20 protein-coding genes and 2 pseudogenes are annotated in these 26,502 nt (G+C 70.8%); 17 read left to right on the top strand and 5 right to left on the bottom strand.

The features are described from left to right. Positions 1–311 precede the first annotated feature (311 nt). The 5 genes from JR065_RS09820 (at position 312) to JR065_RS09800 (ending at position 7,039) form a co-directional block, all read left to right on the top strand. Positions 312–3,188, top strand: a complete 2,877-nt coding sequence (locus JR065_RS09820) for a M16 family metallopeptidase (protein ID WP_206233918.1) — start codon at positions 312–314, stop codon at positions 3,186–3,188. A gap of 147 nt (positions 3,189–3,335) precedes the next feature. Next, entirely contained in the window at positions 3,336–3,653 is a 318-nt protein-coding gene (locus JR065_RS09815) for a DUF4156 domain-containing protein (RefSeq protein ID WP_206233917.1), read from the top strand. A gap of 101 nt (positions 3,654–3,754) precedes the next feature. Beyond that, positions 3,755–4,771 carry a 3-oxoacyl-ACP synthase III gene (locus JR065_RS09810; protein WP_206233916.1) on the top strand — a complete coding sequence of 339 codons (1,017 nt, stop codon included), beginning with the start codon at positions 3,755–3,757 and terminating at the stop codon, positions 4,769–4,771. A 114-nt stretch (positions 4,772–4,885) separates the two neighbouring features. Next, on the top strand, positions 4,886–5,968 hold the full coding sequence (locus JR065_RS09805; protein WP_206233914.1) for a Fic family protein: 1,083 nt from the start codon (positions 4,886–4,888) through the stop codon (positions 5,966–5,968). A gap of 168 nt (positions 5,969–6,136) precedes the next feature. Then, positions 6,137–7,039: an alpha/beta fold hydrolase gene (locus JR065_RS09800; protein ID WP_206233913.1), complete on the top strand. Its 903-nt coding sequence runs from the start codon at positions 6,137–6,139 to the stop codon at positions 7,037–7,039. A 313-nt stretch (positions 7,040–7,352) separates the two neighbouring features. Here the strand turns inward: JR065_RS09800 and JR065_RS09795 are convergent, their stop codons facing one another. After that, entirely contained in the window at positions 7,353–7,727 is a 375-nt protein-coding gene (locus JR065_RS09795) for a YkgJ family cysteine cluster protein (protein ID WP_206233912.1), read from the bottom strand. A gap of 306 nt (positions 7,728–8,033) precedes the next feature. Here JR065_RS09795 and oleC point away from each other — a divergent pair, with 306 nt between their 5' ends. Both oleC and JR065_RS09785 read left to right on the top strand, forming a co-directional pair. Beyond that, positions 8,034–9,680, top strand: a complete 1,647-nt coding sequence (oleC, locus tag JR065_RS09790; RefSeq protein ID WP_206233911.1) for an olefin beta-lactone synthetase — start codon at positions 8,034–8,036, stop codon at positions 9,678–9,680. A 10-nt stretch (positions 9,681–9,690) separates the two neighbouring features. Beyond that, positions 9,691–11,265, top strand: a complete 1,575-nt coding sequence (locus JR065_RS09785; RefSeq protein ID WP_206233910.1) for a winged helix-turn-helix domain-containing protein — start codon at positions 9,691–9,693, stop codon at positions 11,263–11,265. Here JR065_RS09785 and JR065_RS09780 read toward each other — a convergent pair. After that, entirely contained in the window at positions 11,249–12,367 is a 1,119-nt protein-coding gene (locus JR065_RS09780; RefSeq protein ID WP_206233908.1) for a serine hydrolase domain-containing protein, read from the bottom strand. The two genes, JR065_RS09785 and JR065_RS09780, sit on opposite strands and share 17 nt — an antisense overlap. A 197-nt stretch (positions 12,368–12,564) precedes the next feature. On the opposite strand from JR065_RS09780, the gene oleD reads away from it, so the two are divergent. After that, positions 12,565–13,575: a 2-alkyl-3-oxoalkanoate reductase gene (gene oleD, locus JR065_RS09775; RefSeq protein WP_206233907.1), complete on the top strand. Its 1,011-nt coding sequence runs from the start codon at positions 12,565–12,567 to the stop codon at positions 13,573–13,575. A gap of 62 nt (positions 13,576–13,637) precedes the next feature. Further along, on the top strand, positions 13,638–13,796 hold the full coding sequence (locus JR065_RS09770) for a DUF1328 domain-containing protein (protein WP_206233906.1): 159 nt from the start codon (positions 13,638–13,640) through the stop codon (positions 13,794–13,796). A gap of 117 nt (positions 13,797–13,913) precedes the next feature. On the opposite strand, the gene ddlA is transcribed toward JR065_RS09770, so the two are convergent. Next, positions 13,914–14,978, bottom strand: a complete 1,065-nt coding sequence (ddlA, locus tag JR065_RS09765) for a D-alanine--D-alanine ligase (protein WP_206233904.1) — start codon at positions 14,976–14,978, stop codon at positions 13,914–13,916. 120 nt (positions 14,979–15,098) lie between these two features. Between ddlA and JR065_RS09760 the strand changes: the two genes are divergently transcribed. The 3 genes from JR065_RS09760 (at position 15,099) to JR065_RS09750 (ending at position 18,344) form a co-directional block, all read left to right on the top strand. Next, positions 15,099–15,740 carry a ubiquinone biosynthesis accessory factor UbiJ gene (locus JR065_RS09760; RefSeq protein WP_206233903.1) on the top strand — a complete coding sequence of 214 codons (642 nt, stop codon included), beginning with the start codon at positions 15,099–15,101 and terminating at the stop codon, positions 15,738–15,740. Beyond that, a complete protein-coding gene (gene ubiB / locus JR065_RS09755; RefSeq protein ID WP_206233902.1) occupies positions 15,737–17,395 on the top strand; it encodes a ubiquinone biosynthesis regulatory protein kinase UbiB in 1,659 nt (552 codons plus the stop codon). The genes JR065_RS09760 and ubiB overlap by 4 nt, the downstream gene beginning before the upstream one ends. 196 nt (positions 17,396–17,591) lie before the next feature. Beyond that, on the top strand, positions 17,592–18,344 hold the full coding sequence (locus JR065_RS09750) for a pseudouridine synthase (RefSeq protein ID WP_206233900.1): 753 nt from the start codon (positions 17,592–17,594) through the stop codon (positions 18,342–18,344). 382 nt (positions 18,345–18,726) lie between these two features. Here JR065_RS09750 and JR065_RS09745 read toward each other — a convergent pair whose 3' ends face one another. Beyond that, positions 18,727–19,296 (bottom strand): DUF2059 domain-containing protein, encoded by a 570-nt coding sequence (locus JR065_RS09745; RefSeq protein ID WP_429001855.1) that lies wholly within the window; start codon positions 19,294–19,296, stop codon positions 18,727–18,729. A 542-nt stretch (positions 19,297–19,838) separates the two neighbouring features. On the opposite strand from JR065_RS09745, the gene arfB reads away from it, so the two are divergent. Both arfB and JR065_RS09735 read left to right on the top strand, forming a co-directional pair. Further along, the gene (gene arfB / locus JR065_RS09740; protein WP_206234000.1) at positions 19,839–20,270 is read left to right on the top strand and encodes an alternative ribosome rescue aminoacyl-tRNA hydrolase ArfB; all 432 of its coding nucleotides are present in this window, start codon (positions 19,839–19,841) and stop codon (positions 20,268–20,270) included. A 52-nt stretch (positions 20,271–20,322) separates the two neighbouring features. Further along, on the top strand, positions 20,323–20,877 hold the full coding sequence (locus JR065_RS09735; RefSeq protein WP_429001854.1) for a lysophospholipid acyltransferase family protein: 555 nt from the start codon (positions 20,323–20,325) through the stop codon (positions 20,875–20,877). 387 nt (positions 20,878–21,264) lie between these two features. Here JR065_RS09735 and JR065_RS09730 read toward each other — a convergent pair. Continuing rightward, positions 21,265–21,461, bottom strand: a pseudogene (locus JR065_RS09730) (hypothetical protein); the annotation flags it as partial. Positions 21,462–21,574: 113 nt separating this feature from the next. Here JR065_RS09730 and JR065_RS21500 point away from each other — a divergent pair. From JR065_RS21500 to dcp, 3 genes and pseudogenes are all read left to right on the top strand, one after another. Continuing rightward, a pseudogene (locus JR065_RS21500) lies at positions 21,575–22,330 on the top strand (cyanophycinase); the annotation flags it as partial. Between the two features lie 222 nt (positions 22,331–22,552). Next, positions 22,553–23,518: an isoaspartyl peptidase/L-asparaginase family protein gene (locus JR065_RS21495; RefSeq protein ID WP_241093520.1), complete on the top strand. Its 966-nt coding sequence runs from the start codon at positions 22,553–22,555 to the stop codon at positions 23,516–23,518. Positions 23,519–24,062: 544 nt separating this feature from the next. Next, a complete protein-coding gene (dcp, locus tag JR065_RS09720; RefSeq protein WP_206233896.1) occupies positions 24,063–26,231 on the top strand; it encodes a peptidyl-dipeptidase Dcp in 2,169 nt (722 codons plus the stop codon). Positions 26,232–26,502: the final 271 nt, after the last annotated feature.

Here is a 26,502-nt window from a genome sequence, read left to right as displayed (position 1 = left end):
TCAGCTACTGTTCATCTTTCGCTCGGCGTCTCATATGCCAGCTAGTGCAAAGCAGGCGCCGTGCCAAGTTCAACTTATTGATGAAAAAGGGAATTTTTTGGACCGCGAGTGTCCGCTGTCCGGACACCGGCCGGTGGCGTACGCGCGCCGTACGCATCTCGCGCCTCGCGGCGCAGGTGTTCTGGCCGGCGGGATGGGCGCCGGGCGTCGCTGCCGGGCCGATTGCGGCCGCTATGGGTGGGGTTGATGCCAGCGCCGTTCAGGACCGCTACGATCAACGGCCGTACTCCACCACTCCCGAAGGAACTCGCATGAGTGTGTTGTCGCGCCCGCGTGGTGCCCTGCTGGCCATCGCCCTGTCCACTGCCGTCGGCACCCTGGCGTACGCGCCGCCCGCGGCCTCGGCCAAGCGCCCGGCCAGCGCGCAGGTGGATATCCCGTTCGAGCAGTTCACCCTGCCCAATGGGCTGCGGGTGATCGTGCACACCGATCGCAAGGCGCCGATCGTGGCGGTCAATCTCTGGTACCACGTCGGCGCCAAGGACGAGCCGGCCGGGCGCACGGGCTTTGCGCACCTGTTCGAGCATCTGATGTTCCAGGGCAGCGAGAACCACCGTGGCGAGTTCTTCGAGCCGTTCAAGCAGGTCGGCGCCACCGACCAGAACGGCACCACCAACAACGACCGCACCAACTATTTCCAGAACGTGCCGACCACCGCGCTGGACATGGCGCTGTGGATGGAGTCCGACCGCATGGGCCACCTGCTCGGCGCGATCGACCAAGCCGCGCTGGACGAGCAGCGCGGCGTGGTGCAGAACGAGAAGCGCCAGGGCGAGAACCAGCCCTACGGCCAGGCCTGGGACGCGCTGGGCCGCGCGCTGTACCCGAAGGACCACCCGTACCACCACGGCGTGATCGGTTCGATGAACGACCTCAATGCCGCGTCGCTGGCCGACGTGAAGCAGTGGTTCCGCACCTGGTACGGGCCCAACAACGCGGTGCTGGTGCTGGCCGGCGACATCGACCTGGCCACCGCCAGGGACAAGGTCGCGCGCTACTTCGGCGACATCCCCGCCGGGCCGACGATGGCGCAGCCGAAGGTCGACGTGGCCGTGCGCAGCGTCGCCACCCGCCAGACGATGACCGACAAGGTGCCGCAGGCGCGCATCTACCGGGTCTGGAACGTGGCCCAGACCGGCACCGAGGACATCGACCGGCTGCAGCTGCTGGCGCAGGTGCTGGGCGGCGCCAAGTCGTCGCGGCTGGACCGGCGCCTGGTGCACGAGGACAAGCTGGTCGACCAGATCAGCGCCGGCGCGTGGCCGGGGCAACTGGGCTCCAACTTCGGCATCATCGCCACGGTGAAGCAGGGCGTGGATCCGGCCAAGGTCGAGGCGGCGATCGACGAGGAACTGCGCCGGCTGATCGACGACGGCCCGGGCAAGGACGAACTGGCGCGCGCCAAGACCGCCTTCCGCGCCGGTTTCGTCCGCGGCATCGAGCGGATCGGCGGCTTCGGCGGCAAGGCCGATGCGCTGGCCGAGTGCGCGGTGTATGTCGGCGACCCCGGCTGCTTCCGCACCTCGCTGGCCACCATCGACGACACCAGCGCGCGCCAGCTCAAGGCGGTGGGGCGCAAATGGCTGGCGCAGGGCGACCACACCCTGATCATCGAGCCGGGCGCGCGGGTGGCGCTGGCCGAGGCGCCGGCGGTGCAGCCGGCGCCGCTGAACCCGCCGCCGGCCGATCCCAGGTACCGCACGCTGCCCAGTGCGGTGGATCGCGCCGCGGGCGTGCCGCAGACCGCGCGCTTCCCCGAACTGAAGTTCCCGGCGCTGCAGCGTGCCACGCTGAAGAACGGCACCCGGCTGATCCTGGCCGAGCGCCACGATGTGCCGGTGGTGCAGTTCAGCTACGAGTTCCCCGGCGGCTTCAGCGCCGACCAGGGGCGCAAGTCCGGCACCGCCAACTTCACCATGGGCCTGCTCGACGAGGGCGCCGGCCGCTACGACGCGCTGGGCTTCGCCGACGCCGCCGATGCGCTGGGCGCCAAGCTCAGCGCCGGCGCCTCGCTGGACGCCGGCACCGCCTACCTGTCGGCACTGAAGGAGAACCTGGCGCCGTCGCTGGCGCTGTACGCGGACATGCTGCGGCGCCCGCGCTTCGAGCAGAAGGAGATCGAGCGGATCAAGGCGACCTGGATCGCCGGCATCCAGCAGGAGAAGGCGCAGCCGGCCGCGGTGGCGATGCGCGTGCTGCCGCCGCTGCTGTACGGCGACGGCCATCCGTACGCGATCCCGTTCAGCGGCAGCGGCACCGAGGCGGCGATCGCCGCGCTGGAGCGCGCCGACCTGGTCGACTTCCAGCGCGACTGGCTGCGGCCGGAGCAGGCGACGCTGATCGTGGTAGGCGACACCACGCTGGCCAAGATCGTGCCGTTGCTGGACGCGCAGTTCGGCGACTGGAAGGGCGAAGGCGCGGCGCCGGCGCTCAAGGCGCCGGCCGCGGCGCCGCGGCCGGCGCGGCCGCGGGTGTACCTGATCGACCAGCCCGGCGCGGTGCAGGCCAACCTGTTCGCCGCGCAGCTGGTGCCGCCGTCCACCGATCCGGCCTCGACCCGCTTCGACATCGCCAACGGCGTGCTCGGCGGCGAATTCACTTCGCGGCTGAACATGAACCTGCGCGAGAACAAGCACTGGTCGTACGGCGCGCGCAGTTCGGCGTCCAATGCGCTGGGCCAGCGCCCGTGGGCGGCCGCCGCGCCGGTGCAGATCGACAAGACCGCCCCGGCGCTGCAGGAGATGCACAAGGAGATCAGCGCCTTCGCCAGCGGCAAGGTGCCCCCCTCGAAGGAAGAAGTGGCGCGGATCCGCAACATCCAGACCCTGAGCCTGCCCGGCGCCTACGAGACCGCCAGCGCGGTGCTCAGCACGATCAGCGGCATCGTCCGCAACGGGCGCCCGGACGACTACGTGTTCCGGCGCAAGGCCGAGATCGAGGCGATGACCCCGGCGCAGGTGGCGCAGGCCGCGGCCCTCCTCGACCCCAACGCGCTGACCTGGGTGGTGGTGGGCGACCTGAAGCAGACCGAGCGCCCGGTGCGCGCGCTGAAGCTGGGCGAGGTCACCGTGATCGATGCCGACGGCAAGCCGGTGGACGCGGCCGGCGCTCCGGCGCCCAAGCGCTAGGAGCCGGCGGCCCCCGTCCCGGCATCGCCCGGGACGGGGGCTCGCGGCCGGCGGAACCCGCGCGGGCGGTGTCGCGGGCCGGCCGTCATTGCCAATTCAGCGATCTGCGGCACAATCCCGGTTCCCTTGTCCCAGCGGCCTTCGCCCATGCGCCTTCTGATCGTGACCGCCCTGATCGCCAGCCTCGCCGCCTGCACCTGGGTGCCGATGGCGCCGGAGGGCAAGGCCGTGCGGGTGCTGCCGCCGGGCCAGCCGCCGGCCGGCTGCCAGAAGCAGGGCGAGGTGGTGGTGTCGGTGAAGAGCAGCGTCGGCTTCTACCAGCGCAACCCGCTGCGGGTGCGCGAAGAGCTCGAGACCCTGGCCCGCAACGAGGCCCACGGAGTGGGCGCCAACACCGTGCAGGCGCTGGCCGAGCCGGTCGACGGCGAGCAGCGCTACGCCGCCTACCGTTGCGGCGCTGGCTGAACCGTTGGGCCGGGCGCCCGGCCCGGGAAATGTAAAGATGCGGTAAAACCGGGCAACCGCTAGAATTGGCGCCCCCTCGCCTGACCCTGGCGCTAACTTCGATGCTCTTCAAGAATGTCTCCATCGCGGGACTGGCGCATATCGATGCGCCGCACACGCTGACGTCCAAGCAGATCAACGAACGTCTGCAACCCACCTTCGACCGCCTGGGCATCCGCACCGACGTGCTCGGCGACATCGCCGGCATCCATGCGCGGCGCATGTGGGACCACGACATGCAGGCCTCCGACGCGGCGACGCTGGCGGCGCGCAAGGCCATGGACGACGCTGGCATCACCGCCGGCCAGGTCGGGCTGCTGGTCAACACCTCGGTCAGCCGCGACTACCTGGAACCGTCCACGGCCAGCATCGTCTCCGGCAACCTGGGCGTGGGCGAGGAATGCATGACCTTCGACGTCGCCAACGCCTGCCTGGCCTTCATCAACGGCATGGACATCGCCGCGCGGATGATCGAGCGCGGCGAGATCGACTACGCGCTGGTGGTGGACGGCGAGACCGCCAACCTGGTCTACGAGAAGACCCTGGAACGGATGACCTCCCCGGACGTCACCGCGCAGGAGTTCCGCGACGAGCTGGCGGCGCTGACCCTGGGCTGCGGCGCGGCGGCGATGGTGATGGCGCGCGGCGACCTGGTCCCGGACGCGCCGCGCTACCGCGGCGGCGTGACCCGCTCGGCGACGCAGTGGAACAAGCTGTGCCGCGGCAACCTGGACCGCATGGTCACCGACACCCGCATGCTGCTGATCGAGGGCATCAAGCTGGCGCAGAAGACCTTCGTCGCCGCGCGCCAGGCGCTGGGCTGGGCGGTGGACGAGCTGGACCAGTTCGTGATCCACCAGGTCAGCCTGCCGCACACCCAGGCCTTCATCAAGAACTTCGGCATCGACCCGAAGAAGGTGATGACGATCTTCGGCGAACACGGCAACATCGGCCCGGCCAGCGTACCGATCGTGCTGAGCAAGCTGCGGGAACTGGGACGCCTAAAGAAGGGCGACCGGATCGCGCTGATGGGCATCGGCTCGGGCCTGAATTGCTCGATGGCCGAGGTGGTCTGGTAGGGGCGCGCGCCGGGGCACGTCTCCGGCGGCAGATGTGCATAGAATTATTAAAAAATTATACATGTTGGCGGCGACATGTATATAAACTCGCTTTCCTTGCACATGGACGCCGCCATGCCCATTCCCGCGCTGCAGCGACTCGATCCGGCACGCTTCGAGACCGCGGCCATCCTCAAGCGCCTCAATGGCGCCAGCCGGAATCTGGCCGAGCTGAAGGGCGTCGCCGCCAGCATTCCGAACCAGAACATCCTGATCAACACGCTGACCCTGCAGGAAGCGCGCGATAGCTCGGCGATCGAGAACATCGTTACAACCCAGGACGACCTGTACCGCGAAGACAGCCCAGGGGCCGCCACGGGTACGGCGATCAAGGAAGTGCTGCGCTACCGGCAAGCGTTGCGCGCCGGCTTCGAACTGGTACGCCAGAGCGGACTGCTGACGCTCAACACGCTGTCGGGCATCCAAGAGCAGCTGGAGTGCAATCGCGCCGGTTTTCGCAAGCTGCCCGGGACCGCATTGCGCGATGGCGCAGGGCGGGTCATCTACGAACCGCCGCAGAGCGCAAACGACGTCATCCGGTTGATGGGGGAACTGGAATGCTTCATCCACGACCAGCCGCCTTTTGCGGCCGATCCGCTGGTGAAGATGGCGCTCATCCATCACCAGTTCGAAAGCATCCATCCCTTCTCCGATGGCAATGGGCGTACCGGGCGCATCCTCAACGTGCTGTATCTGGTCAAGGAGGGACTGCTGGATATCCCGGTGCTGTATCTGAGCCGGCATATCGTAAGGACGAAGCCGGACTACTACCGGTTGCTCCAGGCGGTGCGCGAACGCGACGCATGGGAGGAATGGGTGCTCTACATGCTCGATGCGGTCGCCGCCACTGCCGCCGAGACGGTCGCCACCATCGTGGCCATCAAGGAATTGTTGCAGGCGACCAAGCAGCGTGTACGCGAGAACTATCGGTTCTACAGCCGGGACTTGATCAACAATCTTTTCAACCATCCCTATACCCGGGTGGAATTTGCGCAACGCGAGCTGGGGGTGTCGCGCCTGACCGCGACCAAGTACCTGGATACGCTGGCGCAAGACGGCGTGCTGCAGAAGCTGCGAATCGGCCGCAACAACTACTACGTGAACCGCGCTCTTTTCGACCTCCTGGGCCGGGGGGCCGAGGAGCCGCAACGCGCGTGATGCATGCTGGCGGCGCGGATGCGTGGAAGCAGGTTGCCTGGTCTGCTGGCGCGGCACATGGCAGGTCATGGGGGACCCATGCACGCGCTGCCACCAGGCAAGATGCGCGTTGTTTCCAGTGCCGAATACAACGCAATATCGCTTCCATCTTTGAGGGATCTGGATCCAATGAACTACCCCGGCTACCCGTTCACCCCGCAGCGCTTCCAGGTCCGCTCGGGGCTGGCCATGTCCTACCTGGACGAAGGCCCGCGCGATGGCGACGTGGTGGTGATGCTGCACGGCAATCCGTCGTGGAGCTACTACTGGCGCAACCTGGTGTCCGCGCTCAGCGACAGGTATCGCTGCATCGTGCCCGACCACATCGGCATGGGCCTGTCGGACAAGCCGGACGATGCGCTGGGCGCGCAACCGGGCTACGCGTATACGCTGCAGTCGCGGGTGGACGACGTGGCGGCGCTGCTCGGGCACCTGGGCATCGGCGGGCCGATGACGCTGGCGGTGCACGACTGGGGCGGCATGATCGGCTTCGGCTGGGCGCTGTCGCATGCGGCGCAGGTGAAGCGGCTGGTGATCACCAACACCGCCGCGTTCCCGATGCCGGCGGCGAAGAAGATGCCGTGGCAGATCGCGCTGGGCCGCGACCTGAAGCTGGGCGAGCTGCTGATCCGCCGCTTCAACGCGTTCTCGGCCGGCGCCGCGTGGATCGGCGTGGAGCGGCGCATGCCGGCCGACGTACGCCGTGCCTACGTGGCGCCGTACGACAGCTGGGCCAACCGCATCAGCACGGTGCGCTTCATGCAGGACATTCCGCTGAGCCCACGCGACCGGGCGTGGCCGCTGCTGGAAGAAGCCGGCCGGCGCTTGCCCGAGTTCGCCGACCGCCCGGCGTTCATCGGCTGGGGCCTAAAGGATTTCGTGTTCGACAAGCATTTCCTCGATGGCTTCCGCGCCGCGTTGCCGAACGCGCAGGTGCAGGCCTTCGACGACGCAGGCCATTACGTGCTCGAGGACAAGGCCGCGGTGCTGGTGCCGGCGATCCGCCGCTTCCTGGATACGCACCCGTTGTAGTGCTGCCTGGGCAGTTCCTGCACGTCTTCGTCGCTGCTCGACAAGGTGTTGCACGGCTCGGCCGGGATGTCCTCGATGCGCACGCGTTCGCCGGTTCGAGGCCGGCCGCCGCTGCGCGGTCGCAGCGGCGATCGCAGGCGTGGCTTCAGCTTCGACAGGCCGCATCCCGTGCCGGGCCTGCACTCGCTCGGCGGCTGATGACGGCACGAGCCACCTGGAGCCGCTTGTACAGAATCCGACCGAGCCCTGCAGGAGGGATTTCAGGCGACCTCGGCCCTCTGCCCGAACCGGGCGTTGCGCGTAGTCCGCGCGCTCAGGCGTCAGGATGGTTGCGTTCGACCACCCCGTCCCAGTCGTCCGGGGTCAGCGCCGGCAGGCCATGGGCGATGCGCGCCTTGTCGCACTGCGCGCTGGCCGCGCCGAATTCCCATGATGCCGGCACGTCGCGGCACACCGACGGCCGTTGCGGGTGGATGCTGCAGCGCGAGTACGCGCCGATGCGCGCGTCCAGCGCCACGCAGCGCGGCTGCGACTGCGAGGTGCCGCGCATCACCCGCTCGTGCGTGCGCAGCGGCTCGGTGAGCGCGATCGGCACCCTGCCGCCCATGTCCGGATCGGCCTCGCTCCAGTGGAAACTGACGCGAAAGTAGGCGCAGCAGGCGCCGCAGGTGAGGCAGGGATGTGCCATGGGAGCCGGGCCTTGCGCGGCAAACAGCGTGGGGGGCGCGGCATTCTGCCGCAATCGCGGTGGCACGCAAGGGCCCGCGCAGGCGCGGGCTGAACCGCGGCGGCGGCGTTCAGGCCCGTCGCCGCGCTTGCGGCGGGAGAAAGGGGCCTGCACGAGTCGTTCTGGAGAGTGCTCGTGGTGGCCTGGCCGAACGTGGTTCCTGCGGCCTGCCGCGTCCGCATCCGCCGCATCCAGCGTGGGGCCGTCGTGCGCGTGCCGTCCACAGGGTTTGCCTGCCGGGGCGGCGCCATCGGCGATAATCGGCCGATGACCTCCCTCTGCAACATCGCCGCCGCGCTGCCTGCACTGGCGCGCGAGCATCCCGAGCGCATCGCCCTGCGCTGTCCCGGCCGCCGCGGTGCCGACGGCCTGGCGGCCTACGACGTCACCGTGAGCTATGCGCAGCTGGACGCGCGCAGCGACGCCATCGCCGCCGGGCTGGCGCGCCACAGCATCGGCCGCGGCACCCGCTGCGTGGTGATGGTGCGGCCGTCGCCGGAGTTCTTCCTGCTGATGTTCGCGCTGTTCAAGGCCGGCGCGGTGCCGGTGCTGGTCGATCCCGGCATCGACAAGCGCGCGCTGCGCCAATGCCTGGACGAGGCGCAGCCGGAGGCGTTCATCGGCATCCCGCTGGCGCAGCTGGCGCGGCGGCTGCTGGGCTGGGCCAGGTCGGCCAGGATCCTGGTCACCGCCGGGCGCCGCTACGGCTGGGGCGGCACCACGCTGGCGCAGGTGGAACGCGACGGCGCCGGCAGCGGCCCGCAGCTCAGCGCCACCGGCGCGGACGACGTCGCCGCCATCCTGTTCACCAGCGGCTCCACCGGCGTGCCCAAGGGCGTGGTGTACCGGCACCGGCATTTCGCCGGCCAGATCGAACTGCTGCGCAACGCCTTCGACATGCGGCCCGGCGGCGTGGACCTGCCGACGTTCCCGCCGTTCGCGCTGTTCGACCCCGCGCTGGGGCTGACCTCGGTGCTGCCGGACATGGACCCGACGCGCCCGGCCAAGGCCGATCCGCGCAAGCTGCACGCGGCGATCGCGCGCTTCGGGGTGACCCAGCTGTTCGGCTCGCCGGCGCTGATGCGGGTGCTGGCCGACTACGGCCAGCCGCTGCCGACGCTGACCCGGGTGACCTCGGCCGGCGCGCCGGTGCCGCCGGACGTGGTCGCCAGGATCCGCGCGCTGCTGGCGCCGGACGCGCAGTTCTGGACCCCGTACGGGGCCACCGAATGCCTGCCGGTGGCGGTGATCGAAGGCCGCGAACTGGAGGCCACCCGCGCCGCCACCGAGGCCGGCGCCGGCACCTGCGTGGGCCGCGCGGTGCCGCCGAACCAGGTGCGGGTGATCCGCATCGACGATGCGCCCATCGCCGAGTGGGACGACGCGCTGTGCGTGGCGGACGGCACGGTCGGCGAGATCACCGTCGCCGGCCCGACCGCCACCGACGCCTACTACCGGCGCGATGCCGCCACGCGCAGCGCCAAGATCCGCGAACGCCGCGCCGACGGACGCGAGCAGGTGGTGCACCGGATGGGCGACGTCGGCTATTTCGACGCGCAGGGCCGGCTGTGGTTCTGCGGGCGCAAGACCCAGCGCGTGCAGAGCGCCGCCGGCACGCTGTTCACCGAGCAGGTGGAGCCGGTGTTCAACGCGCTGCCGTGGCTGCGGCGCAGCGCGCTGGTCGGCGTCGGCGCGGCGGGCGCGCAGCGGCCGGTGCTGTGCTACGAACTGCAGCCGGGCGTGGCCGCGCCGGCGGACGCGCCGGCGGCGCTGCATGCGCTGGCGCAGGCGCATGCGCACACCCGCGGCATCGCCGATTTCCTGCGCCACCCCGGGTTCCCGGTGGACATCCGCCACAACGCCAAGATCGGCCGCGAGAAGCTGGCGATATGGGCGGCGGGCCGCGTGCGCTGAGCCGGCCGTCATGAGCGAACGCTACCGCCTGGACGACCTGCATATCGACGTGGCGCGGCAGCGGGTGGAACGCGGCGGCGCCGCGCTCGAGGTGGGCGGGCTGAGTTTCCGCCTGCTGCACTACCTGCTGCTGCAGGGGCAGCGGGTGGTCGGCTTCGACGAGCTGATCGAACGGGTCTGGGCGCCGGCGCAGGTCAACGAGGAAACCGTCACCCAGCGCGTGCGCCTGCTGCGCCAGGCGCTGGGCGACACGTCGCGGCAGCCGCGCTACCTGCGCTCGGTGCGCGGGCAGGGCTACCAGCTGTGCGCGCCGGTGCAGGCGGACACCGCTGCCGCGCCGGTGCCGGAAGCGGCGGCTGCGCGGCGCCGACGCGGCGCATGGATCGCCGCGTGCGCCGCGCTGCTGGCGCTGGTCGCCTGCGGCGTGGCCTGGCAGTTGGGGTCGCGCACGTCGCCGCCGGCGCGCGCGCCGCTGCTGCAGCGCGCCGACTACTACGCCGGCATCGGCCAGCGCGACGACAACGAACGCGCGATCGCCCTGTACCGGCAGCGCCTGCAGGAGGCGCCGGACGATACGCAGGCGCAGCTCGGCCTCAGCCGCGCGTACAGCGCGCGCGTGTGCCAGTACGACGGCGACGCCGCGTTCGCGGTGCAGGCGCAGCGGCTGGCCGAGCGCGTGGCCGCGGTGCAGCCGCGGCTGGCCGCCGCCCATTCGGCGCGCGGCTACGCGCTGGACTGCCAGGGGCGCAACGCCGACGCGCTGGCCGCCTACGAGCGCGCGCTGCAGCTGGACCCGGGCGCCGACGCGGTGCGTGGTTCGGCCGCCTACCTGTACGAGCGGCAGGGGCGGCTGGTGCAGGCGCTGGCGGCCAACCTGGCGGTGCGCGATCCGGCGCGGGTGCGGTTCCTGCCGATCCAGATCGCCAGCAATCTGAGCCTGCTCGGCTACGCCGGCGCCGCCGAGGCGCGCTATCGGCGCAGCTTCCAGCTGTATCCGGACAACGTGTTCTCCAACCAGGCGTGGCCGGCCTTCCTGTTCGAGCACGGCCGTGCCGGCGAGGCGCAGGCGGCGCTGGACGAGGCGCTGGGCCGCGGCACCGAACACGCCGGCCTGCACCTGCTGCAGGCCGAGCTGGCGCTGGCGCGCGGCGACGCGGCGGGCGCGCGGCAGGCCAGCCTGCGCGCGCTGCGGCTGCGCCCGCACGGCAGCTTCGCGCAGACGGTGGCGTGGGCGGTGGCGGCGCAGCCGGTGCCGGCGCCGGGCGCGCTGCATGCGCGCGCGCAGGGACTGCTCGGCAGCGTCGAACGCGGCGGCGATCCGTTCGATGCGGTCGACGCCGCGGTGCTGCTGTTGCGCGCTGGCACGCCGGAGGCGGCGCTGCAGGCGCTGCGCCGCGCCGAGGCGGCCGGCTACCGCAACGCCGGCTACCTGCGCGCCTCGCCGTTGCTGGCGCCGCTGCGCGCGCAGCCGGGTTTCGCCGCGCTGCTGGCGCGGATCGATGCCGACCTCGCCGCGCAGCGCGCGCGGCTGCGCGGCGCCGGGCTGCTGCCGGCGGAAACCGGCGCGGCTACGGCAGCGCCTTGAGCACGTAGTCGGCCAGCAGTTTCTGCGACTGCGGGTGCATCTGCCGCGTGTTGTAGGCGCTGCGCGTGATCACCACCACCAGGCGTTCCTCGGGCAGCACGAACACGTAGTTGCCGCCGTTGCCGGACATCGCCCACACCCCGCGTTCGGCGCCGCGCACCGGGAAGCGGAAGCGCCACAGCTGGTAGCCGTAGTCGGCGTCCTCGCGCGCCTGCGCATGCACCGTGGTCATCGCCCGCACCCAGGCGGCGGAGATCACCTGGCGGCCGCGCCAGCGCCCCTGGTCGAGCAGCAGCTGGCCGAACTTGGCCAGGTCGCGGCTGCGGTAGCGGGTGCCGCCGCCGCCCATGCCGACGCCTTCGGAAGACAGGTTCCACTGCGCGCCGGCGATGCCGAGCGGCCGTTCCAGCACCTGCGCCGAGAAGTCCTGCAGGCGCTGCCCGCTCGCCTTCTCGACCAGCGCGCCGAGCAGGAACGAGCCGGCGGTGCAGTAGGCGAAGGCGCGCCCGTGCGGGCTCTGCTGCGGCCGCTTCATCCACGGCGCATAGCCCTTGATCGGCAGGTCCAGGGCGAACTGGGTCCAGTCCGCGCTCAGGTACATGCGCTCTTCGTTGCCGGCGGAGAACGCGTTGTCGTCGTCGCATTCCCACTGCGAGCTCATCGTCAGCAGGTCCTCGACGGTGATGCGGCGCTTGCGCGGGTCCGGGTGCTGCCATTGGCGCTCGCCGAAGTAGTCGTAGACCCTGGCCTGCGCGTCGGGGATCAGCTTGCGGTCGATGGCCGCGCCGACCAGCAGCGCGGTCACGCTCTTGGTCGCCGAGCGCGCGTCGTGCCGGGTTTCGCGGTCGGCGCCGCCGAAGTAGCGTTCGTAGACCAGCGCGCCGTCGCGCGCGATCAGCACGCTGCGGGTGTCCGGCGCCTGGCCGTCGGCGATGGCCTGTTCCATCGCCGCCAGCAGCGGCAGGTTCCAGCCGGCGGCCGCGGCGTCGGCGACCGGCCAGCCATCGTCGAGCGCGGGCGGGGTGGGGACGGCGGGCGCGGCGCGCAGCGGGGCGACGACGAGCACGAGGACGGCGAGCAACAGGATCGACAGACGCGGCATGGTGGGCTTCCGGGTTGAGGTCCGGCCACTGCGCCACGGCCGCCGATGAAGTGCCTGATGTGCGGGTGAAGAATTATGAAGTCGTTGCGGATCAGGGGCTTGCGCATGCGCGCCGGCCGCCGGCCGTGGCGCCGCGTCGCCATCGGCCGCCGCCGCGGGCTATCGTGTGCGGCCTGCGGGCACGGATCGGTAAGGCGATGAAGATAGTGGTGACGGGTGGCGGCGGTTTCCTCGGGCAGGCGCTGTGCCGCGGCCTGCTCGAACGCGGCCACGAGGTGCTCAGCTTCAACCGCGGCCACTATCCGCAGTTGCAGGCGCTGGGCGTGGGCCAGATCCGCGGCGACCTGGCCGACGCGCAGGCGGTGCGGCACGCGATCGCCGGCGCCGACGCGGTATTCCACAACGCGGCCAAGGCCGGGGCGTGGGGCAGCTACGACAGCTATCACCAGGCCAACGTGGTCGGCACCGAGCACGTGCTCGCCGCCTGCCGTGCGGCCGGCGTCGGGCGGCTGGTCTACACCTCCACGCCCAGCGTCACCCATCGCGCCACGCACCCGGTCCAGGGCCTGGGCGCGGACCAGGTGCCGTACGGGGAGGACTTCCAGGCGCCGTACGCGGCGACCAAGGCGATCGCCGAGCGCGCCGTGCTCGCCGCCAACGACGCGCAGCTGGCCACCGTGGCGCTGCGCCCGCGGCTGATCTGGGGGCCGGGCGACAACCAGCTGCTACCGAAGCTGGCCGCGCGCGCGCGGGCCGGGCGCCTGCGCCTGGTCGGCGACGGCAGCAACCTGGTCGACACCACCTACATCGACAACGCCGCGCAGGCCCACTTCGACGCGTTCGCGCATCTGGCGGTCGGCGCGCCCTGCGCCGGCAAGGCGTATTTCATCTCCAACGGCGAGCCGCTGCCGATGCGCGACCTGATCAACCGGCTGCTGGCCGCGGTCGGCGCGCCGCCGGTGCACAAGACGCTGTCGTTCAAGGCCGCCTACCGGATCGGCGCGCTGTGCGAAACGCTGTGGCCGTTGTTGCGGCTGCGCGGCGAGCCGCCGCTGACCCGGTTCCTGGCCGAGCAGCTGTGCACGCCGCACTGGTACAGCATGGAACCGGCGCGGCGCGACTTCGGCTACGTGCCGCGGGTGACGATCGAGCAGGGTCTGGCGCGGTTGGCATCATCATGGCGCAACGACACGCCCGTCACCTCGTGACGACCGGCGTTTGCAGAAGATGTCCCCGCGCCGATTCGGCACGACAACATTTGGACATTGCCATGCTGCATTACGCCATCATCTTCTTCGTCATCGCCATCATCGCCGCAGTGCTCGGCTTCAGCGGTATCGCCGGTGCGGCGACCAACGTCGCCTGGATCCTGTTCGTGGTGTTCCTGATCCTGGCGGTGATCTCCATGTTCCGTCGCGGCAAGGTGTAGTCGACCGCGTCGCAGGACACGTGCGGCCCGCGCGCTGGAGCGTATCCGGTGCGCGGGCCGTTTGCGTTTGCGCGCGTCGCATCTGCGGGCATTTGAAGCGCCCGCTCGCCGCGGCCGTCATGCCGCCTGTTCGCCGTTCTCCGGCAGCGGCGCGCGCCGCTCCAGTGCCAGTTCGATCAGCCGCGTGATCAGGTCGCGGTAGCTCAGGCCGCTGCCCTGCCACAGCTTCGGGTACATGCTGATGCGGGTGAAGCCGGGCAGCGTGTTGACCTCGTTGACCAGCACCTCGCCGGCGGCGGTCAGGAACACGTCCACTCGCGCCAGCCCGGCGCAGTCCAGCGCCCGATAGGCGTCGATGGCGATGTCGCGGATGCGTTGCGCGCTGGCCGCGTCGATCGCCGCCGGCACCACGGTTTCGGCCCCGGTCTGGCTGATGTACTTGGTCTCGTAGGAATAGAAGTCGTCGTGCACCACCACTTCGCCGCACACGCTGGCCTGCGGCGCCTCGTTGCCGAGCACCGCGCATTCGATCTCGCGCCCGGCGATCGCCGCCTCCACCAGCACCTTGCGGTCGTAGCCCAGCGCCAGCGCCAGCGCCGCGTCGAACTGCGCCGCGTCGCGCACCTTGCTCACGCCCACCGACGAGCCCTGGTTGGCCGGCTTGACGAACAGCGGCAGGCCGAACTGCGCCGCCAGCGCGGCGAAGTCGGCCTGCGCGGCGGTGTGGCGGTGGAAACAGGCGAACGGCGCCACCGCCAGCCCGGCGTCGCGCAGCAGGCGCTTGGCCACGTCCTTGTCCATGGCCACCGCCGAGCCGAGCACGCCGGAGCCGACGAACGGCAGGCCGGCCATGCGCAGCAGGCCCTGCAGCGAGCCGTCCTCGCCGAGCGTGCCGTGCACGATCGGGAATGCCACGTCGAGCTGTTGCAGCGCCTGCATCGGGTCCAGCGCCGGTTCGTCGGCGGACAGGCGCAGCGCGATGCGCGCCGGATCGTCGGCATGCAGCAGGAAGCCGCCGGGGTCGCCGCACCGATGCCAGCAGCCGCGCTTGTCGATGCCGATCAGGCGCAGGTCGAAGCGTTCGCGGTCCAGCGCATCGGCGATGTTCTTCGCCGATTGCAGGGACACCTCGTGCTCGGCCGACCGGCCACCGAAGATGATGCCGACCCGGATCTTGCGCATGTATTGATTCCTCGCCGCAGGGCGTCGCTCAGGGCCGCATAGCATGAACCCTCGCCGGCCCCGCACCCAGTCCGCGCGTTGTCGCATGGCGTATGGCCGCACCCTTGTAGAATGCGCGGCATGTCGCCTTCCCCCTTCGATGCCCTCAAGCCCCTGGCCGGCCGCGCGCTGGAAGCGGCGCTCAACCGCGCGCTGGCGCTGGACCCGGACACCCGCGAGGCGCTGCGCGGCCTCGACGGCCAGCGCGTGGCGCTGACCCTGGACGCGCCGGCGCTGGCGTTGCAGATCCGCGTGGAGGGCACGCGCCTGCGGGTCGGCCCGGTGGATGCGGCGCAGGAGCCGGACCTGTCGGTACGCAGCACGCTCGGCGGGCTGTTCGCGCAGCTGCCGTTCCTGGCCCAGGCGCGGCGGCCGTCGGCGCCGGGCGGGCGCGTACGCGTGTCCGGCGATGCCGAACTGGCGCGGCGCCTGCAGCAGCTGGCCGGCCGCTTCGATCCGGACTGGCAGCAGCCGTTCACCCGCGTGTTCGGCGAGGTGCTGGGCGTGCAGCTGGCGCAGGCGGTGCGCTCGGCGCTGCAGCAGGCGCAGCGCAGCGCGCGCGACCTGGCGCAGACCGCCGCCGAGTACGTCACCGAGGAATCGCGCGACGTGGTGCCGCGCGCCGAGCTGGAGGCGTTCTACGACGACGTCGACGCGATCCGCGACGATGTCGAGCGCCTGGCCGCGCGCGTGGCGCGGCTGGATGCGGGGCGCGGCGCATGAAGGCGATCTTCCGTGCCAGCCGCATCGGCCGCGTGGTCCTGCGCTACCGCCTGGACGACCTGCTCGACGGCACCCCGGCCGAGCGCTGGCTGCGCCTGGCCAAGCCGTTCGTGCCGCGCGCCAGCGCCGACATCGCCGCGCAGTCGCGCGGCGCGCGGCTGCGCCTGGCGCTGCAGGACCTGGGCCCGATCTTCGTCAAGTTCGGGCAGATCCTGTCCACCCGCCGCGACCTGATGCCGCCGGACGTGGCCGAGGAGCTGACCCTGTTGCAGGACCGGGTGCGCCCGTTCGACGGGCAGGCGGCGCGGCGCATCGTCGAGCAGGCGCTGGGGCAGCCGATCGGCGTGGCCTTCGCCAGCTTCGACACCACGCCGCTGGCCTCGGCGTCGATCGCGCAGGTGCATGCGGCGACGCTGCACGACGGCCGCGAGGTGGTGGTCAAGGTGCTGCGCCCGGACATCGAACGGCAGATCGGCGCGGACATCGCGCTGCTCAAGTCCGCCGCCGCGCTGGTCGACCGCGCGCATCCGCGCGCCGACAAGATCCGCCCGCGCGAAGTGGTCGCCGAGATCGAGACCACGCTGGCCGCCGAGCTGGACCTGCAGCGCGAAGGCGCCAACGCCAGCGTGCTGCGCCGCTTCTGGCTGGACTCGGACGACCTGTACGTGCCGGAGGTGATCTGGAGCCACACCGCCGAGCGCGCGCTGACCCTGGAGCGGGTGCGCGGCATTCCGTCGGACGACATCGCCTCGCTCGACGCCGCCGGCATCGACCGCAAGGCGCTGGCGGCCAAGGGCGTGCGCGTGTTCTACACCCAGGTGTTCCGCGACAACTTCTTCCACGCCGACGCGCACGCCGGCAACATCTGGGTCGACAGCGATCCGTCGCGGCGGATCAACCCGCGCTTCATCGCGCTGGATTTCGGCATCATGGGCCAGCTGTCGCAGGAAGATCAGTACTACCTGGCCGAGAACTTCATGGCCATCTTCAACAAGGACTACCGGCGCATGGCCGAGCTGCACGTGGAGGCGGGCTGGATGCCGGCCAACGTGCGCATCGACGAGCTGGAAGCGGCGGCGCGCTCGGTGTGCGAGCCGTACTTCACCCGCCCGCTGTCGCAGATCTCGCTGGCCGAGGTGCTGATCAAGCTGTTCCGGGTGGCGCAGCGCTACCAGCTGACCCTGCAGCCGCAGCTGATCCTGCTGCAGAAGACCCTGCTCAACATCGAGGGCGTGGGCCGCCAGCTCGATCCGCAATTGGACATCTGGGCGGTGGCGCGGCCGGTGCTCGAGCGCATCCTGCTCGAACGCTACAGCCCGCAGCGCGCGCTGCAGGAGCTGCGCAAGCGCCTGCCCGAGATCATGACCCACGCGCCGGATATGCCGCGCCTGGTCCACGCCTGGCTGCGCCAGCAGGTCGAAGGCCGCCACGAGCTGTCGATGCGTTCGCGCGACCTGTTCGAGCTCAACCTGATCCTGCTGCGCATGCAGCGGCGCGTGGTCACCGCGATCACCGGCGTCGGCCTGCTGACCGTGGCCGCGCTGCTGTACGCGCTCGATGCCGGCGGGCCGCAGCTGGCAGCGGTCTCGGTGTGGGCATGGGGCGCCGGCGCGGTAGGCATGGTCAGCCTGCTGTCGGCGTGGTGGCGGCGCTAGCGCCGCGCGCGTCCGGCCTTCGCAGCGCCCGTCGCCCGCCACCACCGAGAACCGCCATGCACGACCACCCGCAACGCGCCAGCGCCGGACGCGGCGACGCCACGTCATACCCGCATCGCGGCGGCGACCGGCACCGGCGCACCGCCCACGCCACAGGCGTCGGCGCGACCGCGCGCCGACCGGCGCGGAACCGACGATGAGCGAACTGCAAGCCGAAGCCGCTGCCACGCCGCCGGCGCCGGCGATCGAGGTGCTGTACCGCGACGAGGCGCTGGCCGTGGTCAACAAGCCGGCCGGGCTGATGGTCCACGACAGCAAGCTGGCGCGCGGCGAAAACGACTTCCTCGCCGACCGGCTGCGCGAGCAGTTCGGCCGCCCGGTGTTCCTGGTGCACCGGCTGGACCGCGCCACCAGCGGCTGCCTGCTGCTGGCCTTCGACCGCCACAGCGCCGGCGCGCTGGGCAAGTCGCTGATGGACGGCGGCCTGGACAAGGACTACCTGGCGGTGTGCCGCGGCTGGCCGGCCGAGGAGGTGTTCGAAGTCGACCACGCGCTCGATGGCGGCCCGGGCAAGCCGCTGAAGAAGCCGGCGCTGACCCGCTTCGCGCGGCTGGCCATCGGCGAGCTGCCGGTGCCATCGGGCGAGTTCGCGACCTCGCGCTATGCGCTGCTGCGCTGCAGCCCGGTGACCGGCCGCTTCCGGCAGATCCGCCGCCATCTCAAGCACCTGTCGCACCACATGATCGGCGACACCAGCCATGGCGACGGCCGCCACAACCGCATCTTCCGCATGCACGGCGTGCACCGCATGCTGCTGCATGCCGAGCGCCTGGCGTTCCCGCATCCGGACGGGCGCCGGATCGAGGCGCGCGCGCCGCTGGATGCGGCGTTCGAGCGCACCTTCGGCCTGTTCGGCTGGCCGACGGCGCCCTGGCGACGGCCGGAGTGATGGCCGCTGAAGGTTGCACACGGGGCAGTCCGCGCAGGGCGCTGCACCTGCCGTAGGAGGGGCGTGGAGCGCAGGTTCGTGCCGGGCGATGGATGGCCGTGCGTCATCTACGGTTCGTTGGTGTCCCGACCACCGCGTGCGTCAGGGCGCTTCGCGTCCTCCACGGGCGCAGCGGGCGCATTCGCGCGGCGGTGACCGGCGGATTCGCGCAGGCGCTGCTGCTCAGTGGCGAGCTCGTCGAAATGGCGCCGGCGTGGACAACGGCTTCAGCGGCCAAGCGCGTCCGCAGCCGGGCATCAAGGCCGGCTGCCATCAGGCTACGCGGCGCCCGCCGCCTGGGCGGCCGCGCCATCGGCTCCGGCAGGGCCGATGGCGCGAGGCTTCAGGGCGTGCCTGCGGCCGGTTCGTTGACGATCTTCTCCAGGTCCTTCTGCAGGTCGGCGAACAGCGGCGTCATCTTCTGCTGGATCGCCGTCACCAGGTTCTGCATCAGCAGCGGGGTCTTGTCGAGCAGACTCTGGCCGGCCGGGCTCTCGTAGAACTCGGCCATCGCCAGCACGTCCTCCTTGGAGAACGATTGCTTGTACAGGGTCACGTACATCGGCCGCATTTCCTGCCACGACAGCGCCTTGCGCACGGTGGCCTCGGTGCGTTCCTGGATCCGCTGCAACTGCTGTTGCTGCTGCGGGGTGAGCTGGCGCTGCGCGGTCAGCTGGGCGAACTGCTGGCGCTGCATCGCCTCCATCTGCGGCAGCATCGTGTCGAGCATGTTCTGCGCCCGCGACGCCGACAGCAGGCGGTTGACGTCGGCATCGCTGGGCGGCACCGCCAGCGCGGGCGCGACGGCCAGGGCGAGCATCAGGACCAGCAGCAGGCGCAGCGGCCATGCGCGCGCCGGGGAGTGGGTCGGTTTCATCGAGCTTCCTGCATTTTCTGGGACCGGCGCCAGGATACGGGAATCGCCATGGCGTCGCCGCTGACGACGCGCGCTCTTCTTTTGGGAGGGACTTCAGTCCAGACGGGCGACGTGCGCAGACGCACGTTGGGTCGTGCGCCGGGCGCGCCGGCAGCGATGGGCCCGGGCGCTTGGCAGGGGAGGTCGCGTCCGGGCCAAGTCCTGCAACGCATCAGGCGTGGAGGTTGCCGAACTGCCGTGGCTTCGGCCCTGGCTCCGGTGCGACAACGATCGGCAAGGGGCGTGAACAGCGCAGCCGCCTGGAGCGCTGGGCCATTTCGGCTAGGCGGCTTCACCGACAGGGAAAGCCAGGCTTCGCAGTGCCACTTGTGGAAGGGACTCCAGTCCCGACGCCCGGCCAGGTCGCCCGTCGGGACTGAAGTCCCTCCCACAGAAGAGCGACATGCAGGCCGGATCGTAGCGCTCCCTCGGACCCGGCCAGGGGAACGGATCCGGCAACGGTTCAGCCGTCGCGCGCGGCCCGGCGGCGGGGGGCGCGGGTAAATCAAGCGGTATTGCGGATGCCCTACAATCGGCGGATGGGGAACGATGCGATCCACATCTCGGCCAGCCTGTCGATTCCGGAAAGCGAAATCGTCGAGCGTTTCGTGCGCGCCAGCGGCGCGGGGGGGCAGAACGTCAACAAGGTCTCCACCGCGGTGGAGCTGCGTTTCGACCTGGCCAACTCGCCGTCGCTGCCGGAGCCGCTGCGCGCGCGGTTGCTGGCGCGGCGCGATCGCCGCATCACCGCCGAGGGCGTGCTGGTGATCGACGCGCAGCGCTTCCGTACCCAGGACCGCAACCGCGACGACGCGCGCCAGCGCCTGGCCGAGTTCATCGCCGCCGGGCTGTCGGTGCCGAAGCGGCGCATCGCCACCAAGCCCTCGCACGGCGCCAAGCTGCGGCGCCTGGACGCCAAGCGCGAGCGCAGCCAGATCAAACGCGGCCGTTCGCCCGGCCGCTGGGAGTGAACTTTTGACCGAACACGATTTCTCGTTGCCGCCCGCCACCCCGAACATGCCGATGGTCAAGCCCAGCCGCTTCGGCCGCTGGCTCGGCCGCACCGCGCTGCGCCTGACCGGCTGGCGGGTGGTCGGCCAATTCCCGGACGCGCCGAAGGTGGTGATGATCGTGGCCCCGCATTCGTCCAACTGGGACGGCTTCCTGGGCTTTGCGGTGAAGTTCGCGGTCGGCTTCGAGGTGCGCGTGCTCGGCAAGACCCAGCTGTTCTGGTGGCCGCTGGGGCCGCTGCTGCGCAAGCTCGGCGGCATCCCGCTGGACCGCAAGTCGCCGCGCGGGGTGGTCGAGCAGGCGGTGGCGCTGATCCGCGGCGCGCAGCGCATGTGGTACGTGATCACCCCCGAAGGCACGCGCAAGCGCGTGGAGAAATGGAAGGTCGGGTTCTGGAAGATCGCCCACGGCGCCGAGGTGCCGATCTTCCCGGTCTACTTCGACTACCCCAGCCGCACCGTCGGCCTGGGCCCGCTGTTCCATACCAGCGACGACATGCACGCCGACATCGCCGCGATCCGCACCTGGTACCGGCCGTGGCGCGGCAAGCACCGCGATACGCTGTGAGGCTTGCCGGCACGTCGATGCGGATGCGCTTGCTGTAGGAGCGGCTTCAGCCGCGACAGGGTGCTACCGGTAACGCCCTGTCGCGGCTGAAGCCGCTCCTACAAGGGCGCGCCGTCGAAACATGCCCCAGCAGCGCCGCTACCGCGCGCTGCCGTCGCTTGTGCGTACATGCTGCGGCCCACGGTGTCGAACCCGGGCACGTCGTAGTACGGACGGGGCGTGTAGGTGCAGCCGCGGCGACATCTTCGGCACAGGTGGATGTCACCTGTGGGAGCGACTTCAGTCGCGACGGGCATTGCCGGTAACGCCCCGTCGCGACTGAAGTCGCTCCCACAAAGAGCGCTCTCCGATCTGGAACAGCCGAAAAGCGCGCCAGCCGCAGCGCCGCTACAGCGCGCTGCCGCCGAACTTGTGCGTGTACTGCAGGTATAGGCTGCGTCCCACGGTGTCGAACCAGGACACGTCGTAGTACGGGTACGCGGTGTAGGTGCGGTCGTGCGGCGGCATCTTGTCGACAGGTCGGTCACCGCCAGCGACAGCTGCGCATGGTCGCCGATGCGGTACTGCACCGAGGTGTTGCAGCGCCTGGCGCCGCCTCGCGAACGGCGCTGCGCAGGGGGAAACCGCGCCGCCGTTCGTCCCCTGTCTGCGAAGAGCCGCTAGGCTCGGTGCCTGTCCGCCCCTCTAGGAGATCCGCATGACCCGTTTCGTCGGCACGTTCCGGCCCTGGATGCTGCTGCTGGGCCTGTGCCTGGCCGTGCCCGCCGCCGCGCGCGACTACCGCCAGTACCTGGTCGGCGACCGGGCCCTGCCCACGCCCGGTCCGGTCGCGCCGGGGCTGCTGCTGATGGGCGGCGGCGACCGCAACTACGACGCGCTGCGCTGGTTCCTGGCCAAGGCCGGCCACGGCCACGTGGTGGTGCTGCGCGCCTCGCAGGGCAACGAGATGGCCGAGGCGTTCTACCGCGACGTCGGCGGCGTCGCGTCGGTGGAGACCTTCGTGTTCAAGGGTCGCGGCGCGTCCAGCGACCCGGCGCTGCTGCGCAGCCTGGCCCGCGCCGACGGCATCTTCATCGCCGGCGGCGACCAGTCGCGCTACGTGCGCTACTGGAAGGACACCCCGGTGGCCGCGGCGCTGGACGCGCACGTACGCGCCGGCAAGCCGCTCGGCGGCACCAGCGCCGGCCTGGCGATGCTCGGCGAGTACGTCTATGGCGCGATGGACGGCGGCAGCCTGACCAGCGCGCCGGCGCTGGCCGACCCGCTGGGGCCGGCGACCACCCTCGAGACCGGTTTCCTGCACCTGGACCTGCTCAAGCGCGTGGTCACCGATACCCATTTCAACGAACGCGACCGGCTCGGCCGGCTGTTCGCGTTCCGCGCCAAGGCGGCGACGCTGGCGCCGGCGGGGCAGCCGCTGATCGGCCTGGGCGTGGACGAGAGCGCCGCGCTGGCGGTGGAACGCGACGGCAGCGCGCGCATCTACGCCACCGATCCGCAGGCCGGCGCCACCGTGGTCGCCGGCCCGCTGCAGCCGGCCACGCCGGCCGGGCAGCCGCTGCAGGCCGCGCGCATCGAGACCGTCGGCGTCGGCCCCGGCTCGACCCTCTACCTGCCCGAAGGCAGGGTCGAGTCGCCATCGTTCCACCGCTACTACGCGGTGGACGGCGGACGCATGCGCGAGATTCCCACCACCACGCTGGTGATCCACGGCGGCGCCGGGGTCGAACGCGCCAGCACCAGCGCCGCCGACCAGGCGCAGGCGCGTGCGGCGATGCAGGCGGCCCTGCGCGCCGGGCAGGCGCTGCTGGCGCAGGGCAAGCCGGCGGTGGACGCGGTCGCCGCGGCGATCGCGGTGCTGGAGGATTCGCCGCAGTTCAACGCCGGCAAGGGCGCGGTGTTCACCCACGACGGCCGCAACGAGCTGGACGCGGCAATCATGGACGGCGCCAGCGGCAAGGCCGGCGCGGTGGCCGGCGTGCGCCGGGTGAAGAACCCGATCCTGCTGGCGCGCGCGGTGATGGAGCGGTCCGAGCACGTGATGATGGTCGGCGACGGCGCCGAGGCGTTCGCGCGCCGGCACGGCGTGACCCTGGTCGATCCGTCGTACTTCCGCACCGACAAGCGCTGGAAACAGCTGCAGCGCGCGCTGCAGGAAGAAGCCGGCAAGCAGGCGCACGCCGACCTGGAGACCGCCAGGCATTTCGGCACCGTCGGCGCGCTGGCGCTGGACATGCAGGGCCGGCTGGCCGCGGGCACCTCCACCGGCGGCATGACCAACAAGCGCTACGGCCGCGTCGGCGACTCGCCGATCATCGGCGCCGGCACCTATGCCGACAGCCGCTGCGCGGTGTCCGGCACCGGCTGGGGCGAGTACTACATCCGCGCGGTGGCCGCCTACGACATCTGCGCGCGGGTCAAATACGCCGGGCAGAGCCTGGCGCAGGCGGCCGAGGCGGTGATCGACCAGCAGATTCCCAAGGCCGGCGGCGACGGCGGCGCGATCGCGCTGGGCGCCGACGGCAGCGTGGCGTTCCCGTTCAACACCGAGGGCATGTACCGCGGCTGGATCGGCGCCGACGGCGTGCCGCACGTGGCGATCTTCAAGGACGAAGCGCTGCCGTTGCCGGGGGCGCTGTAGCCCGATGTGCGAGCCGGCTGGCAATCGTCAGCCGGTCCCTGCATTCCGGGTAAGGCCCGTCGCGACTGAAGTCGCTCCCACAAGGAGCGTCGCAGCCGTCGCGTTGCCGGCCATGCTCCCTGTGGGAGCGACTTCAGTCGCGACGCGGAAACCTTCAGTCCGCATCGAAGGCATGGACAACAGCTGGAGATCGGCGCCGACGGCATGCCGCACGTGGCGATCTTCAAGGACGACGTGCTGCCGCTGCCGGGGGCACCGCAACCGAAAGGTGCGAGCCGGCTGGCGAGCGCCATTCGGCCGAGGCATTCCAGGCAAGGCCCGTCGCGACTGAAGTCGCTCCCACAAGGAGCGTCGCAGCCGTCGCGGTGCCGGCCATGCCCCCTGTGGGAGCGACTTCAGTCGCGACGCGGGAACCTTCAGTCCGCAGGCGACTCTCGGCACCGGTCAGTTCCTGCCCAGATCCAATGGCACATGCCGCCCCCGCGCAAACCGCGTAGCGTGCGCGGCTGCCCCGCCACCGTGTCCCTGTCAGGAGTTCCACCCCATGTCGCGTACTGTCGTACTGGCCGCCGCCATCACTCTGGCCCTGGCGGCCTGTTCCGGTAAGGAGTCCACCCCCGTGCCCGAAACCCAAGCCCCCGCACAGACCCCGGCGCCCGCCGCCAACCCGCTGCTGAGCGCCAGCGCGCTGCCGTTCCAGGCGCCGCCGTTCGACAAGATCAAGGACGCCGACTATCTGCCGGCGTTCGAAGAGGGCATGAAGCAGCACCTGGCCGAGATCCGCAAGATCGCCGACAACGCCGAGCCGGCCAGCTTCGCCAACACCATCGAGGCGATGGAGCGCAGCGGCGAGACGCTGAACCGGGTCAGCCGCATCTTCTTCGGCCTGGTGCAGGCCGACACCAACGACGAGCGGCAGAAGATCCAGGAAACGGTGGCGCCGAAGCTGGCCGCGCACCAGGACGAGATCAGCCTGGATCCGAAGCTGTTCGCGCGGATCAAGTCGATCTACGACCAGCGCGACACGCTGAACCTGGACCCGGAGCAGAAGCGCCTGGTCGAGCGCGACTACCAGGAGTTCGTGCGCGCCGGCGCGCAGCTGTCCGATGCCGACAAGGCCACGCTGCGCAAACTCAATGTCGAGGAAACCACGCTGGCCACGCAGTTCCACACCAAGCTCGTCGCGGCCTCCGCCGCCGGCGCGGTGGTGGTGGACGACAAGGCCAGGCTCGACGGCCTGTCCGACGGCGACATCGCCTCGGCCGCGCAGGACGCCACGTCGCGCAAGCTCGACGGCAAGTACCTGCTCGCGCTGCAGAACACCACCCAGCAGCCGGTGCTGGCCTCGCTGAAGGACCGCGAGCTGCGCGCGCAGGTGATGGCCGCCTCGCAGTCGCGCGCCGAGAAGGGCGACGCCAACGACACCCGCCAGACCATCCAGCGCCTGGCCCAGCTGCGCGCGCAGAAGGCCAAGCTGCTCGGCTTCGACAGCTACGCCGCCTACAGCCTGAGCGACCAGATGGCCAAGACCCCGGACGCGGCGCTGAAGCTGCTCACCGACACGGTGCCGGCGGCCACCGCCAAGGCGCGCAGCGAGATCGCCGAGATGCAGAAGGTGATCGACGCGCAGCAAGCTGGTTCAAAGACGGGTGGTTTCAAGCTCGGCGCCGCCGACTGGGACTTCTACGCCGAGCAGGTGCGCAAGGCCAAGTACGACCTGGACGAATCGCAGATCAAGCCGTACTTCGAGATGGACAACGTGCTGCACAACGGCGTGTTCTACGCCGCCACGCAGCTGTACGGCATCACCTTCAAGGAACGCACCGACATCCCGACCTACCACCCGGACATGAAGGTGTACGAGGTGTTCGACCAGGACGGCAGCTCGCTGGCGCTGTTCTACACCGACTTCTACAAGCGCGACAGCAAGTCCGGCGGCGCATGGATGGACGTGTTCGTCGAGCAGGACGGGCTCACCGGCGCCAAGCCGGTGGTCTACAACGTGTGCAACTTCACCAAGCCCGCGCCAGGCCAGCCGGCGCTGCTGAGCTTCGACGACGTCACCACCATGTTCCACGAGTTCGGCCACGCGCTGCACGGCATGTTCTCCAAGGTGAAGTACCCGTCGATCGCCGGCACCAGCACCTCGCGCGACTTCGTCGAGTTCCCGTCGCAGTTCAACGAGCATTGGGCCACCGATCCGAAGGTGTTCGCCAACTACGCCAAGCACTACCAGACCGGCGCGCCGATGCCGCAGGAACTGGTCGACAAGATCCAGAAGGCCAAGACCTTCAACAGCGGCTACGCGACCACCGAATACCTGTCGGCGGCGCTGCTCGACCTGGCCTGGCACACCCAGCCGGCCGATGCGCCGCTGCAGGACGTGGCCAAGTTCGAGGCCGACGCGCTGAAGAAGTACAAGGTGGACCTGGCCGAAGTGCCGCCGCGCTACCGCACCACCTATTTCGACCACATCTGGGGCGGCGGCTACTCGGCCGGCTACTACGCCTATTTCTGGGCGGAAGTGCTGGACGACGACGCGTTCGAGTGGTTCAAGGAGAACGGCGGCCTGGACCGCAAGAACGGCGACATCTTCCGCGCCAAGATCCTCTCGCGCGGCAACACCGTCGATCTGGCCACCCTGTACCGCGACTTCCGCGGCAAGGACCCGAGCGTGGAACCGCTGCTGGAGAACCGCGGCCTGAAGGACTGAGCCTCCATCAGCACGTGCGGCGAAGCAACGGGATGGCCAAGCGGCCATCCCGTTTTTCGTTTGCGGCACTGGACGCCCATGGAGGCGCTGTAGGAGGGGCTTCAGCCCCGACTGTGCGCCGACGCCGTGAACGTCACCGCTGCGCCCGTCGCGGCTGAAGCCGCTCCTACAGGAGCTCGTGAAGCGCTGGCGGAGTCCTGGGGAGGGCTCCGGGTGGCCTCGGGCCATCAGCCCGGCTGCCTCCGAGCCATCAATGCGACCGCATGTGAGG

It is taken from the genome of Xanthomonas sp., assembly GCF_017163755.1.
Classification (GTDB): Bacteria; Pseudomonadota; Gammaproteobacteria; order Xanthomonadales; family Xanthomonadaceae; genus Xanthomonas_A.
Note: the sequence above shows the minus strand (reverse complement) of the source record. Positions and strands in the feature narration are given on the sequence as shown.